At 67.4% G+C, this 13719-nt stretch carries 9 protein-coding genes and 3 pseudogenes; 4 read left to right on the top strand and 8 right to left on the bottom strand.

The annotated features are described in order from the left end of the window. Positions 1-53: 53 nt before the first annotated feature. Positions 54-1316 (bottom strand): phosphatase PAP2 family protein, encoded by a 1263-nt coding sequence (locus ACWD6R_RS31335; protein WP_451821788.1) that lies wholly within the window; start codon positions 1314-1316, stop codon positions 54-56. A gap of 650 nt (positions 1317-1966) precedes the next feature. Between ACWD6R_RS31335 and ACWD6R_RS31330 the strand changes: the two are divergent. Then, positions 1967-2507 (top strand): annotated as a pseudogene (locus tag ACWD6R_RS31330) (IS5 family transposase); the annotation flags it as partial. 19 nt (positions 2508-2526) lie between these two features. Here the strand turns inward: ACWD6R_RS31330 and ACWD6R_RS31325 are convergent. The 3 genes and pseudogenes from ACWD6R_RS31325 to ACWD6R_RS31315 all read right to left on the bottom strand — a co-directional run bounded on the left by ACWD6R_RS31325 (position 2527) and on the right by ACWD6R_RS31315 (position 4959). Continuing rightward, complete coding sequence (locus ACWD6R_RS31325) at positions 2527-3324, bottom strand: inositol monophosphatase family protein (protein ID WP_451821787.1); 798 nt, start codon at positions 3322-3324, stop codon at positions 2527-2529. A 228-nt stretch (positions 3325-3552) separates the two neighbouring features. Then, positions 3553-4188: a DUF1345 domain-containing protein gene (locus ACWD6R_RS31320; protein ID WP_451821786.1), complete on the bottom strand. Its 636-nt coding sequence runs from the start codon at positions 4186-4188 to the stop codon at positions 3553-3555. A 41-nt stretch (positions 4189-4229) separates the two neighbouring features. After that, positions 4230-4959: pseudogene (locus tag ACWD6R_RS31315) on the bottom strand (family 1 encapsulin nanocompartment shell protein). A 287-nt stretch (positions 4960-5246) separates the two neighbouring features. Here ACWD6R_RS31315 and ACWD6R_RS31310 point away from each other — a divergent pair. After that, positions 5247-7580 (top strand): FdhF/YdeP family oxidoreductase, encoded by a 2334-nt coding sequence (locus tag ACWD6R_RS31310; protein WP_451821785.1) that lies wholly within the window; start codon positions 5247-5249, stop codon positions 7578-7580. Here the strand turns inward: ACWD6R_RS31310 and ACWD6R_RS31305 are convergent. Next, positions 7514-7888: a hypothetical protein gene (locus ACWD6R_RS31305; protein ID WP_451821784.1), complete on the bottom strand. Its 375-nt coding sequence runs from the start codon at positions 7886-7888 to the stop codon at positions 7514-7516. The two genes, ACWD6R_RS31310 and ACWD6R_RS31305, sit on opposite strands and share 67 nt — an antisense overlap. 819 nt (positions 7889-8707) lie before the next feature. Next, complete coding sequence (locus tag ACWD6R_RS31300) at positions 8708-10093, bottom strand: PP2C family protein-serine/threonine phosphatase (protein ID WP_451821783.1); 1386 nt, start codon at positions 10091-10093, stop codon at positions 8708-8710. A gap of 629 nt (positions 10094-10722) precedes the next feature. Here ACWD6R_RS31300 and ACWD6R_RS31295 point away from each other — a divergent pair. Next, a complete protein-coding gene (locus tag ACWD6R_RS31295; RefSeq protein WP_451821782.1) occupies positions 10723-11205 on the top strand; it encodes an SRPBCC family protein in 483 nt (160 codons plus the stop codon). A gap of 649 nt (positions 11206-11854) precedes the next feature. Here the strand turns inward: ACWD6R_RS31295 and ACWD6R_RS31290 are convergent. After that, the gene (locus tag ACWD6R_RS31290) at positions 11855-12010 is read right to left on the bottom strand and encodes a DUF6131 family protein (RefSeq protein WP_451821781.1); all 156 of its coding nucleotides are present in this window, start codon (positions 12008-12010) and stop codon (positions 11855-11857) included. Positions 12011-12676: 666 nt separating this feature from the next. On the opposite strand from ACWD6R_RS31290, the gene ACWD6R_RS31285 reads away from it, so the two are divergent. Next, entirely contained in the window at positions 12677-12850 is a 174-nt protein-coding gene (locus ACWD6R_RS31285; RefSeq protein WP_451821780.1) for a CsbD family protein, read from the top strand. A gap of 440 nt (positions 12851-13290) precedes the next feature. On the opposite strand, the pseudogene ACWD6R_RS31280 reads toward ACWD6R_RS31285, so the two are convergent. Then, positions 13291-13624, bottom strand: a pseudogene (locus ACWD6R_RS31280) (NAD-dependent epimerase); the annotation flags it as partial. Between the last annotated feature and the right edge of the window lie 95 nt (positions 13625-13719).

Raw genomic sequence — 13719 nt, 5'->3', positions numbered from 1 at the left:
ACCTCTTCTCATTCCACCGTCCACAGCCCGCCCGCCACACGGTGGATCGAGGCTCAAACCGGTTCGAGTTGCGGTTCCGGTTGACGCGCTGGTGCGGCCTTCGGTTCCCACAGTTTGGTGGTCCGTGCGTAGCCGTGGACCACTGAGGTCATCGCCAGAATGAGAAGTGGTCCAAACACCCACGGATGTTTGGCCATCTCCATCGGCAGATAGCGATATGACACCAAGAGTGCAGCGAAGACCGTTGCACCGTAGGTGACCAGCTGGATTCCTGACCGGTCCCAGCCACGTTCGAGCGAGCGCAGCGCCGCCTCGATCGTCAACGTAAACACCACGCCGGCAACGATATCCGCGCCGTAGTGGTAGCCGAAGCCCAGCGTTGCGCCGAGCGTGGCAATCAGCCAGAACGCGCCTGCGAATTGCAGAATCCGTGGGCCCTTGCGGGAATGGATGAAGATCGCGGTAGCCCACGCTGTGTGCAGGCTGGGCATGCAGTTGCGTGGGGTGATCTCGTCGAATGGCATGTGGTGCGGGGTATTGATCGGCGGCGGCGTGTCCGGCCACAGGTTGGCCACCGCCCAGTGCCCGCCGTCGGCGCCGTAGGCGAAGATCGGCCCGACCACCGGGAAGATCATGTAGATGCCCGGCCCGAGGAGGCCGATGACCAGAAAGGTGCGCACCAGATGATGGCCCGGGAAGCGACGCTCGACCGCCACGCTACGTAGCTGGTACAGCGCGACGACGACCGCGGCCACCGGAAGCTGAGCGTAGACGGAGTCGAGAAAATGGGCGCCGATCGTGCCGGTGGCCGCGACGATCCGGCCTACCAGCCACGACGGGTTGCCCAGCGCGTGATCGGCGGTTGCCACGTACTGGTCGAGCACCGCCGGGCGGGTCTTCGACGTGATGAGTAGCCAGGTATCGCCAGTCTTGCGGCCGGCCACCAGCAGCAGGCCCAGCCCGACACCCTTCAGCAGCAGGACACGTTCCCGGCCTGTGCGGCGCGTGATAGCGATGACCGCATAGCCCAAAATCACCCACAACGCGCCGTTGCCGAAGGGGTGGCCGTCGGTCACTTTGGCGTCGGCCGCCCACCTCACCAGGAAGAAGGTGACGTCGACGCCGATCGCGGCACCAGCCGCGATGAACCGTTGCCGCCAGGTGAGCACCACCATCATCAACGCCATACTGGCGTACAACAGGAAACCCGATTTGGGGGCGAATACCACCTCTTGCACCTGGGTGGTGATCGGTCCCGGTAGGCCGTAGCGACGCGCGGCGATCTCCAACGCGATGAGGAATCCGAGGGCCACCACCGCCGTGGCCCACAGCAGCGCCCTTCGTTGACGCCACGCGGCGAACGTAATTCTGTAGTTTCTTCGTGAAAAAATCCGCGATGCTATAGGTATCAAGTGTTTGGCCGATTTGTTAGATGTTAGTCGAATAGGTCAATTTTCGCGCCGGATGGCATGGTTTTCCGGTGAGGGGCCGGCGATGGCGCTCGTCGTGATTTCGAACATGCTATCGGAGCGGTGCGGGTGGCTCTAAAGCGTGTGCAAAGGGCCGTGAACTGGCAGCCTGGGCGGGGGCGTTGGCATACCGCCAACACGCCGAATACAGAGATCAGTTCTCCCTTGGTGACGAAGCCTGGGACAACGGTCACGTCGACTGGGGCCGTCGGCGTGTTCGTCCTTGGCCACAACGCCCAGCTGTCCGGCCCTTCCAGGGCCTCATGGACGCGATGATCGCCGAGGCGGCGGCCCGTGGTGACGTCGACCTCGACCTGGTCAGCGTGGACTCCATCGTTGCCCGCGCACACCACCATGCGGCCGGGATGGTGGTCGACGCGGAGCTCCTCGGTGAGCTGGAGAAGGCCGTGGCAGAGGAAAAGGGGCTCCAGACAAGGGGCAAAAACGGCGCCGTAGGTGAGGGATCCGAGGGCGCGACGGACGCCGAGCGGGGACGGCGGCGGGCCCTGCGCCGCCCTCGCAGGGCCCGGCTGAAGGCTGCCGAACTGGGCCGCTCCCGGGGCGGGCTGACCAGTAAGGTGCACCTCGCCGCTGACCATCGATGCCGTCCGTTGTCCATCACTCTCACGCCCGGCCAGGCCGCTGACAGCCCGCGTTTCATCCCGGTTCTGGAGAAGATCAAGGTCCGCGGGCGCGTCGGCCGTCCTCGGACCAGGCCGGACGCGGCCGCCGGAGAGAAAGGCGTACTCATCCCGCACCAACCGCGCCTACCTGCGCAGACGCAACATCAAAGCGGTTATCCCGGAGAAAGCCGACCAGAGCGCCAACCGAAAGAAGAAGGGCAGCTCGGGCGACCGCCCGGTCAGCCACGACGCCACGCTCTACAAGGACCGCAACACCGTCGAGCGAACAATCAACAAGTTCAAGGAGTGGCGAGGGCCGGCCACCCGCTACGACAGGAAGCCCGAGAGCTACACCGTCGGCCTCCACCTACGCGGATCCATCATCTGGCTCCGCAGCCTGCCGGCCCGTGCATGATCCGGACTCCGCACAGGCCCTAGCCGCGGCTGCGCATCATCGACATCAGCAGCCCGTGAGTCTCAGCGTCCGCGGCCACCACAAGTCCGCGGCCTGCCGGCCCGATCGGGGCGCCGTCGATCCCGGTGACCACACAGCCGGCGGCCCGGCACACAGCGATGCCAGCGGCGAAATGCACGCCCCCAGACAGGTCACCGCCGTCAGTGACGTATGCGGCGCGCTTGCCGGCCGCGACCCAGGCCAACGCCAGCGTCGTGGACACGACACGCGGCTGGAACCGCTCGACGAACTCGGGGTGGGCCAGCAGGTCCACGGCCCGGAAGCCGGGCGCGCTCGGGAACGGCGGATCCAGGTTGACGTCCACCAGCCGGGTAGCAGGCGTGGGCGCCAGCTGCGCGTCGGCCCCGTCGTGCCGAACCCACGCGGTCTCACCGTCGGTGAAGAAGACCTCGCCGCTGAACGGGTCGGCCACCGCGGCCGCCCCGTTGCGCAGCGCCACGTTGACGGCCACCAGCATGTTGCCCACGGCGTAGTTCAGCGTGCCGCACAAGGGATCCACCAACCACTGGCGCACGGCGTCGGCCGCACCGTGCTGCCCGCCTTCCTCGCCGAGCACCGCATCGTCGGGCCGAGCGGCACGGATGACGCCGAGGATCGTCTTCTCAGCCTCCACATCGGCGGCGGTGGCGAAGTCCCCAGCACCCTTGTCGATGCGGGTGAGCCGCTGTCCGTACATGTTGCGCACCACATCCGCGCCGGCACGTGCCCCAGCTATCGCAACCCCGGCATCGTCAAAATTCGCGTATGAGTTGATCATGCTGTGCAGCATATCGAGACGGAGCCACCAACCCGGCGAAGTTAGACCGACCGGCAATTGGGGGGTGGGTGAAGGAGCGGGGCTGGGGTGCGTGCATCGCAAAGCGGAGGATTGAGCCATGGCGGAGCCATAGCGATGGACGACAACGCCGCGAGGTGCGTGCCACAGCCCCGTGACGCCGCCCCCCAATTGCCGGTCGGTCTTATGCGGTCACGGACCGCCCTCGTGTCAGCCCGTGACGATTCCGGCGACGAGGTTGATGGTGGTGGCCAGGATGCCGGCGCCGAAGACATAGGAGAGCAGGCAGTGCCGGAGGGCGACCGCGCGGATCGTGGAACTGGAGACGTCGGTGTCGGAGACCTGATAGGTCATGCCGAGGTTGTAGCTGAAGTAGAGGAAGTCGCTGTACCGCGGCAGGTCTTCGGTGTTGAAGTCGATCCCGCCCTCGGGTGGCAGGTAGTAGATGTACGCGTAGCGGGCGGCGTACATCAGGTGGAGTGCCGCCCAAGCCATGAACACGCCGCAGAGCGCCGTCGCGGCCGCGGCGTGGCTCAGGCCCGAGTCGCCGACCAGGAGCAGCGCCACGATGCTGACCAGTCCGCACACGGCGGCCGCGACGACGGCGAGTTCCTCGACGACGGGCCGGAACTCCTCGCGCCGGACGTTGCGATGGGTGGTGGCGGCGTCCATGGGCCACAAGGCGATCCACCCTGTCACGACGAAGAACGTTTCCGCCGCGGCGATCCCGGAGAGGATTCCGAGGGGTGGGTGGGTCAGGACGCCGACGACCGCGCCGATGACCGCTCCGACGACCGCCGCGCCCGCGAGTCGGGGAACGGCGGAAAGCATCAGCCAGTGGTTCATGGGGCCTCGAGAGTGATGCCTCGGCAGCTCGGTGAAGGGTCTCAGGCTTCCAGTACGACGACGGCCTCGTCCGTGTACGTCAGGCACGTCAGCGTCTCGTGGACGTACAGCTCGATACCGCTCACGTCGTGCCCGGTGCAGCCGATCGCCACGTCCTGGCCGAGGCGCAGTTCGAAGTCGCCGCCGCGGGTGGACAGGACGAAGGCACCGCTGAGGGGCGGCGCTCAGACCGGGGCGCCGTCCAGCATCCGCTCCAGGTGAGCCGCGATCGGGCAGGCGTGGTCGGAGGTCCCGCTGACCACACGGTACTCGTCGGCGCCGAGCAGGAGCGTGTACGGGCCGTCGATGCCGGCCAGCCGCAGCGATGTCAGGGCCCGGCTGACCACGTCGGGACAGTCGCGCGGCTCGGCGGGCAGACTCAGCACCGGGTTCGACGACCGTGCGCGCAGTCCGTCGACACCCGCCGCCCCGTACCCGTCGAAGTTCGTCCGGTCTTCGACAAACGCCATGGTGCGCGCCGCCTCCTTCACGGGTTGCCAGTCGGAGTCCTTCGAGCCGCTCGGCATCGTCGACGGCGGCCCTGTCGACGGTGAACGGCACCCGCAGTGCGACGATCGGTTTCGCGTCGCGCAGCCGCGCCGTGACTCCGGGAGCGGGCGGAGTGATGTCGGAGAGGTGTCCGGTGTCGACGGCGGCGAGCCCCGGGCCGGCGGGGTCGAACGGAACGCCACGGAGCGGGTCGGACCCGCCGGATCCTGGAGCCCCTCGCACACGGTGGCCTCACCACCGGGGGCCATGGTGGCCACCAGGAAGGCCGCTGCCCTGGAGGGCGGCGTGACGACGGGCTGGGACACGGCCATGAGACTCCCGGCGGACAATAAGCCGCAAAAGTAATAGAGGGGAACAGCGTCAGAGTAGCCGCGCGTGAACCGGGGTGCAGCGCGGCGGCACACTCCGCGGAATATCCGGCACCGCCCAGTCCCCCGAAAGTCAAATGGCGAGCGGGTACCAGCGGGCATAGCCTGCCCGAAAGTGCCGTTTTATCCCCTCATGCCCGCATGGTGGAAGGGTTGAGAGTCTTGAGCGCCAACACTGACGAACAGGAACCCCTGGAGCCCCGCGTGGGGCCCACCCCCGAGGAGGATCCGGAGGTCCACCCCTACCACCACCCCGCCGCAGGCTGGGGCGCGGCCAAGAGCGTGACCCGTTTCCTGGTGCGCGAGGGTGCGCTGGTGGACGGGCCGCGGGCGATCATGCGGATGAACCACGAGAACACCGGGTTCGACTGTCCGGGCTGCGCGTGGCCGGACGACACCAAGGGTCTGCACCTGGACATCTGCGAGAACGGGATCAAGCACGTCACCTGGGAGATGACCCGCAATCGGGTCGGGCGCGAGTTCTTCGCCGCGCACTCGGTGACGGAGCTGGCCGGGTGGAGCGACTACGACCTGGAGAACCAGGGGCGGTTGACCGAACCGATGGTCTACGACCCCGATACGGACCACTACGTCCCGATCAGCTGGAAGGACGCGTTCGAGGTGGTCGGCCGTGCCCTGCGCGGCCTCGAAAACCCCAATCAGGCGTCGTACTACACCTCCGGCCGGCTCGGCAACGAGGCCACGTTCCTCTACCAGTTGATGGCCCGTGAACTGGGCACCAACAACCTGCCGGACTGCTCCAACATGTGCCACGAGGCCAGCGGCCGCGCCCTCCAGGCGTCCCTGGGCACCAGCAAGGGGACCGTCGACCTCAAGGACTGGGAGGCGGCCGACGCGCTGTTCATCCTGGGAGTCAACGCCGCCTCCAACGCGCCCCGGATGCTCACCGCCCTCGCCGAGGCCTACCACCGCGGCGCCCAGATCGTGCACATCAATCCGCTCGTCGAGGCGGCGGCCACACGCACCATCGTCCCGCACGACTTCACGGACATGGCCCTCTTCAAGACGACCCGCACCAGCACGCTGAACCTGCAGCCCCGCATCGGCGGCGACATGGCCCTGCTGCGCGGCATGGCCAAGGCGATCCTGGAGCAGTCCGAATCCGACCCCAAGGCTCTGGACCGGGAGTTCATCGACCGCCACACCGCCGCCTTCGAGGAATACCGCGCGCTGTGCGAGGCCACGTCGTGGGAGGAGATCGAGAACCAGTCGGGGCTGAGCCGCGCCGACGTCCTCAAAGCTGCGCGCGTGTACGGCGAGGCCGACCGCAGCATCGTCAGCTGGTGTCTGGGGCTGACCCAGCACGAGCACGGCGTCGACACCGTCCGGGAGATCATCAACCTGCTTCTGCTCCGCGGCAATCTGGGACGGGAAGGAGCGGGCCCCTCCCCCGTACGAGGGCACAGCAACGTCCAGGGCAACCGCACCTGCGGCATCGACCACCGCCCCACCGACGAGTTCCTGGACCGCCTCGCCGACGCCTGCGAGATCGAGCCGCCCCGCGAGCACGGTCTGGACACCGTCCACACGATCAAGGCGATGCACGGCGGCGATGTGAAGGTGTTCGTCGCCATGGGCGGCAACTTCGCCCTCGCGGCACCGGACACCCCGTACACCTTCGCGGCGCTGCGCAACTGCGACCTCACCGTCCAGGTGAGCACCAAGCTGAACCGCAGCCACGTCGTCCACGGCCGCCGGGCCCTCATCCTGCCGTGCCTCGGCCGTACCGAGAAGGACCATCAGCGCAAAGGCATCCAGAGCACGTCCGTCGAGGACTCGATGAGCATGGTCCACCTCTCGATCGGGATGAAGCGCCCCGCCTCCTCGAACCTGCTGTCCGAGCCGGCCATCGTCGCCGGCATGGCCCGGGCCGCCCTGCCCGACAGCGCCACGCCCTGGGAGTGGTACATCGAGGACTACGACCGCATCCGCGACACCATGGCCAAGGTCCTCGACGGCTTTGAGGACTTCAACCGCCGCGTGCGCCTGCCCCTCGGCTTCCGCATCAAGCAGCCCGCCCGCGAACTGGTCTTCCTCACCCCGTCCGGACGCGCCGAGTTCTCCACCGCCGAACTGCCCGACGTCGTCCCGGCTCCCGGCACCCTGGCGCTGAGCACCATGCGGTCCCACGACCAGTGGAACACCACCATCTACTCCGACAACGATCGCTACCGCGGCATCAAGAACCTGCGCACGCTCGTCTTCATGAACCGGGCCGACATGCGCGAACGCGGTATCGCCGACCTCGGCCCGGTCGACATCACGAGCACCGCGAAGGACGGCAGTCAGCGGTCCCTCAGCGGCTACCTCGCCATTCCCTACAACATCCCCCGCAGCTGCGCGGCCGGCTACATGCCCGAGATGAACGTGCTGGTCGCGCTCGGCGACTACAGCACCCAGAGCGACCAGCCGATCGTGAAGCACGTCAAGGTCACCATCAGCCCCGCCGCCTGAATCAGGGAGCGCGCACGGGCGGCACTCCGCGTGGCATCACCGTGCCCGGACGAGCCGCTCCAGGAGAAGGTAGGCACGCTGCTCCGCGGCGGCGATTCGGTGGGATCGATCTCCGCCGGCCAGAGCTCGCCCGCCGCGGCGTCGTCGGCCTCCCGCAACTCCACCACAGCTGCCGCCAGGTGCGTCTGGACGATCGGGTACGACGGCTCCGAGCGGTCGTCCAGCACCTGCTCGGCACGCTCGGACGCCTCCGTGCACGCGGCCAGCGCGCGCTCCGCTCGGACCGCCGCGTGGTCGTGGACCACCAACGGCGCGCTGTGCCGCCGTGCGGACGTTGATCGAATGCAGCACCGCGGCGGCGGAGATCGCCGCCCAGTAGCCGTGGCCGAGGCCCAGAAGAAGCGCCGCCCCTCCGGCAAGACCGGTGCCGATGACCATCCGCAGGGCGGGAACGAGCAGGACCGACACGTGGCCGGGGCCGCCGGGGCGCCTCCCCGTCACCAGTTCCGCGGCGCGCAGTTCGGCGGCGCGCCGGGCCGTCGCATCGGCCGGAACCGGCTCGGGGCCCGCCACGGAGACCATGCCGGCCTGGGCGACCAGGGACGGGAGCGACAGCTCGGGCAGGAGTCGCGGAACCCGGTGGCGACGACTCACCAGCAGGCGGACCTGGCGGCGCAGGTCCCGCGCCAGGCGGGTGGGGTCGTCCGGCGGCCTGCGGGCGGCACCGATCAGCAGCGACCAGGAGAGGTCGGTCAGACGGACGCACGTGCCGCCCCGGCCGCCCCGCTCGGCGGCTGTCGGAGGCAGAAGACCCAGAGTCCGATAACAGCGGCGGTCGCCCGGTGCCGGACGAGCCTGCTTCCGTCCCCCGCGCCGGTTGCCTCCACCAGGTCCGCGAGCTCGCGCAGAGCCGCGGCCACCGACGCGAGACGCTGTGGACGATCCGGGTACACGAACCAGCCCGACACAGCCAGTACCCAGACCACGGCCGCACCCAGAGCGGCCAGGGCGGCAGAGCCTCCGCACCCCCACGCCGCCGTGAAATCCTCCTGCTCACCCGTGACTCACTCACGGCAACATGTCCAGTGCCGGCGCTCGGCGTGCCGCAGGCCGACTGAGCACGAAACTCAAGCTGTGGCCATGGCCGGCCCTGCGTGAGCCGGGGGGGTTCTGACCGCGATCATGGCGACGTCGTCCGTCCCTTCGTCCGCCAGACCGCTCAGAAGTTCGTCGCAGAACTTTTCCAGAGGCTCTCGGGCCAGGGAGGCGGCATGCTGTCGGAGGCGGGCGAGACCGCGGCCCAGCTCTTCTGTGCGGCGCTCGACAAGTCCGTCCGTGTAGAGCAGCACAGTGGAGTTGGGGGGAATGCACTCCGTGGCCTCGGTTCGGTGTTCATCCGGATCCACCCCGAGCAACATGCTCCGACCGTCGGTGAGGAAACGGGCTGCCCCGTCATGCGTGACCAGGAGCGGTGCCGGGTGCCCCGCCACCGCGTAACGCAGCTGCCATGGCTCGTCGGGAGCCGGCTTTTCGACCAATGCGTAAATACAGGTCAGGGTCTGGTGGGGGTAGAGGATGTGATTCGCCGCGTCCAACCGCGCAAGGATCTTGCCGGGCGGCTCCTTGCGGTCGCAAGCGATACCGCGCAGCATGTTGCGCATCTGACTCATCACGACTGCGGCACGCAGATCGTGTCCCGCGACGTCTCCGATGATCAGCGCCATGGCGCCGTCGGGCAGCTCGAACGCGTCGTACCAATCGCCGCCTACGCGTGCGGTGGAGATCGCTGACCGGTACCGGGCGGCCAGTTCGAGCGGGCCGTTCGGAGGAAGGTCGGGCAACAGGGAGCGTTGCAGCCGCTCGGCTGTGTGCTGTGCCTCAGAGTGCAGGCGCGCATTATCGATGCCGAAAGCGACATGATGCGCAAGGTCTTCGATGAGCGGGAGGTTGTCTGCCCTGAGAGGGGCCTCCCGGCGGGTACGCGCCAAGGTGAGCACGCCCAGGAGCTGCCCGCGCGCTCGCAAGGGAGCGACGGCGGCTGTGTCCGCCGCCAGCGAGTCGAAGAGTTCAAGTTCGCATGCTTGCAAGGGGTCGCTCACGTCCGGCAGGCAAGAGAGATCGCTCAGCAGCACCGGGCCTGTCGCGGTGAGAGCACGCGCACAAAAGGCAGCCGAACCTTCGGTTGAAGGCAGCAACCCCTCGTACAAGCCGGAAGACGTCTTCTCCGCCTCCCGCTGCCCGACGACGATCCGATGCAGCCGACGCTGGTCGTCGAGCAGATCCACCGCGCACCAGTCTGCCAGCTCGGGCACCAGCGTGCGGCAGAGCTGACGCAGGCCCTCGTCCGCGTCCAGCGCGCCGGCCAGGGCCTCGGCTGCATTGATCAGCAGCGTCAGCCGGTTCAGCGTGTGCTGCAATTCCTCGTCGACCTCGTCATGGCGTGTGTCGTCCGCCCGCGGCCGCCGGACAGCATCCGGTTCCGGAACGCCGGCGTCATGCCGCTCACAGTGCATGCCGGCACCTCGCCTCCATCGCACGGGGGAGACTGCGAACCTCTCCCCTCGCATTGTGGAACGTCAGGATCGACCGAGCACGTCGGCGCATACAACGGCCGGCGTACGCGGCACGCCTGGCCAGGCGTGCATTGACGGTTATCGGGACGGTCCGCGGACTGCAGAAACGGAATTCAGGAGACCTGCAGCCAGGCTGCAGCGGCCATCGGCAACGCGTCGAGCCGAGCACGTCCTCACGAGTTTGGGTGACATTTCAGCTGATATGGTGGTTTTGGGCGAGAGGCGCGCCCGTGGGAGCTGGGCTCCGGGTGACACTCGTCCGCCTTTCTCCACTCTCACGGTGGTCTGCAGGATCGCCGGAACGGCGAGTCGTGGGAGGCCCTCCACCGGGTGGCGGCCAAAGGCTGGTGAAAGCGGTCGACCACTAGTGGCATCGGCTCTCTTCCTGGCCGACCTTGGTCATCGTACGCAACGGGGACAGCACGGTCCGTGAGCGGCCTGAGGGTGGGATGAGACCACATGCGGGCACCTGAACTCTGCTGGCCGGCGGCGTCCCTGCCCCGGCAATTGGGACGGCGTCCGACTGAGCCGAAAGGCGTCGAACGAAACCAGTCGCCCGGGAGGATCTCATGGCCATCCGCCATCACCTCGTCGACCACCCACCGCACGCCCTGTGGGCGGTGCTGGAAGAGGAAACACTGTACGGAGAATGGGTGGCGGGAACCTCCAGTTCCCAGAGTGAACGTGGCCGTTGGCCGCAGACGGGTTCATCCATCACGTACACGGTGCGAGTAGGACCCAAGGAATTCCAGGGACGCACCACGGTCCGGCGCATCGATCGGCCGCACGCACTGGAGCTCGAGGCAGACAGCGGGCCGTTGGGCACGGCCCGTATCGCCTTCGATATCCGGCCGTGGGGGGATGACAAGACCCTCGTGATACTCGACGAGCATCCGCTGCAAGGATTCGGCGGCACGCTCCACAACACGGTCTTGGACGCGGTCCTCCAGGTACGGCACCGCACGATGCTGGCGCGGCTCGCCAAGGCCGTCGAGGACGTATCGGTCAGGCGGGACGCCGGCCCTCACTTCGCCCCCGAGCCCCCCGAATGATGAGCGGCCATTCCTGGCCTCCGGGCGAAGGACAATCCCCGTGATCAATGCAGTGGTGACCGGAAGTCGCCCGACGGCTTGGTCGCGGCCAACCTGCTGGCTGACTCCGGGTGGGGATCCTTCAGGCAGGACGCGCGACGTGGCAAACACAGCGCGGCTGGTGTCACGAGGGGAGCCAAGTAATGACGGACAACGACCTGAGCATGCGCAAAGTACTGGCGATCGCCACCAACTACGGGTTCGAACAGGATGAACTGACAGTACCTGTCGAGCACCTTCGCGGATGGGGCGCGGGAGAGCCACGTCACCAACCGCTGGCTGACCAGCTCGCTCCGAGGAAGCGGAGCGGAGCTGGAGGACTCAGGATCAGGTATGTGACTGCGGTGCTGACTTGGGGCCTGCCGCCGGAGGTCGGCAGCCTGCCTACTGCAGGGCGCTCGGAGTACTGCACCAATGAGGGGTGTCCCACGCATCGGTTCGTTCGCGACAATGGCAGGCACCTGGGATCCGAAGTCACCTCCCTACTCGCCCCGTTGGTCAGGGGCTTGCAGGTCATGCAAATTCAATCCACAACTGGCCATGAACGGTCTGTTGGCCAGCGGGGTCAACGGCTACCTGGCGCCGCGCTGCCGCGCATGGAAAGCGACACTCACCAGTAGTGCCGCCTCCCACCCACAGCGTGACCGACGGCACCGAGAACCCATAGGATGACACCGATGACTGCGAGGATGACACCGATGGTCCACAGAATGGAAATTCCGGTCAGCAGTCCGATCACAAGCAGGATGACACCGAGAATGATCATGGTGCTCTCCGATCTTCGCCAAGCACCTTCAATTATGCGCCTCACCACGCGATCCCACGTTTTGGCCGGGCTCTGTTCCTGTGGTGCCCGGAAGCGGGCGCCCAGGCTCCCTGACATATAGATCGCCTGGCTGGAGCGGCAATTGGAGCGCGGCCGGGTTGCACATGGCCGGGCTTACCTCTCTCGGCCTCGGTCAACCCACCGTCCTGCCTATACCTCACGGGGCAAGCAGTAAGTAGTGGCCCACCTCGGATCCGTGGCCTGGTAATTGATCCTTCGTCTGTTACACAGCCGACTGCTTCCGGGTCGTAATCGCGGAACCCCGTCATCGACCGGCCCTTCGCGATCTGCCACCTTCCGGGGCCGTCCGACCCGGCAGATGCGGCATTCGCCGGCTGACGGATCGAGGCTCCGGCTGCCTCCGCCCGTCGCAGCCCGCGCAACACGCATCCGGAATTTTCGCTTCTCGGGCGTCCGGCTTGAACCGGAATGAGTGGCGACAGGAAATGCGTATCCCGTGCGGGGGGAGCAGCCTGGAGACGCGCGGACGTCAATGTCACCGGCAGCGTCACCACCCTGGGCCTGAGCAGTTCTGGACCGATTGCAGTGGTGGAGTGTCCGAGGCATGGTTGATACGCAAGTTGTGACCTACTGGAGGGCGAAGTCATGAGTAAGGCCAAAGCAAAGGCCAAGCAGGTCAAGGGCAAGCTGAAGGAAACCACCGGCAAGGCTATGGATGACAAGACCATGCAAGCTGAAGGCCGCGGTGAGCAGGTCCTGGGCAAGGTACAGGAGACTGCAGAGAAGGCGTCCGATCGCGTAAAGAAGTCCGGCCGGTAAGGAGGCACGTTCCGCGCCTGCTCGTCGGATTCCGTATCGCCTGAGTTTCTTCGGGTCGGACTGTCCGCGTCGACGGACACCGCTTCCGGCGCGGACAGTCCCCAGCGCACCAGACGGCAGTACAGGGAGCCTGCTGTGGCTGGTCGGCGCTCTAGCGGGCTGCGGACACGTCCGATGGATCTCCAAGGGGGCGGCGCCAAGTGGGACCGAAGGTGCGGAGAGACCACAGGTTTGACCGAAAGAGTCCGCGCGCGGAAACGGCTGACGGGCACCCGTTGCGTTGTCCTGGCCAGCGCCGCATACGTCGCGCGCCTGCCCCATCGGGTGCGCGCGGTACATAATCCTGGGGCGGCGCCGGATTCGGATCAGCGCTCGCGACGCCCCCGGGCGGCGGATACCTTCTCTACCGCCACGGCCCCTCTACGGAAGCGCCGGAGACCTCAGGAGTAGCGGCCATCGGGCCGGCCTGGACGAGTCTCTGCACCCGTACCGCGCGCACGCCGGTCAGGAACGCGTCGAGTGCTTCCTCCGCTGTCCTTGCCGGGTGCCAGCCGAGAAGATCGCGGGCGCGTCCACAGTCCATGACCGCGGCAGCCGCAGGACAGCGGCGAACAGGTGCGGCGATGCGGGCAGCGCATGGGCTCGCCACGCTGCGGAAAGCGCGGTTCGCACCAGATTCCCCGGCACCTTGACCATCCGTGCGCCGAGTTGCGCCCCAAGAGTGTTGGCGTCGATCACCGGTAGCGCGGCGAGATTGAATGCGCCTCGTACGTCACTCGACTTTCGACGTTTTCGTTGATCGTCGTGGGGTGCTCGTGTGGGTGATGGGGGCCTGATCTGGCAGCGCGGGGCTGGGCAGCAGAGAAGCA

This window comes from Streptomyces sp. NPDC005151, from assembly GCF_053599875.1.
This window is presented reverse-complemented; position numbering and strand designations above follow the sequence as displayed.

Excerpts from the sequence above, each read along its gene's own strand:
- ACWD6R_RS31300 (WP_451821783.1), bottom strand. The coding sequence starts at position 10,093 with ATGCACTGTGAGCGGCATGACGCCGGCGTTCCGGAACCGGATGCTGTC.
- ACWD6R_RS31320 (WP_451821786.1), bottom strand. The coding sequence starts at position 4,188 with ATGAACCACTGGCTGATGCTTTCCGCCGTTCCCCGACTCGCGGGCGCG.
- ACWD6R_RS31310 (WP_451821785.1), top strand. The coding sequence starts at position 5,247 with ATGGTGGAAGGGTTGAGAGTCTTGAGCGCCAACACTGACGAACAGGAA.
- ACWD6R_RS31290 (WP_451821781.1), bottom strand. The coding sequence starts at position 12,010 with ATGATCATTCTCGGTGTCATCCTGCTTGTGATCGGACTGCTGACCGGA.
- ACWD6R_RS31285 (WP_451821780.1), top strand. The coding sequence starts at position 12,677 with ATGAGTAAGGCCAAAGCAAAGGCCAAGCAGGTCAAGGGCAAGCTGAAG.
- ACWD6R_RS31295 (WP_451821782.1), top strand. The coding sequence starts at position 10,723 with ATGGCCATCCGCCATCACCTCGTCGACCACCCACCGCACGCCCTGTGG.
- ACWD6R_RS31325 (WP_451821787.1), bottom strand. The coding sequence starts at position 3,324 with ATGATCAACTCATACGCGAATTTTGACGATGCCGGGGTTGCGATAGCT.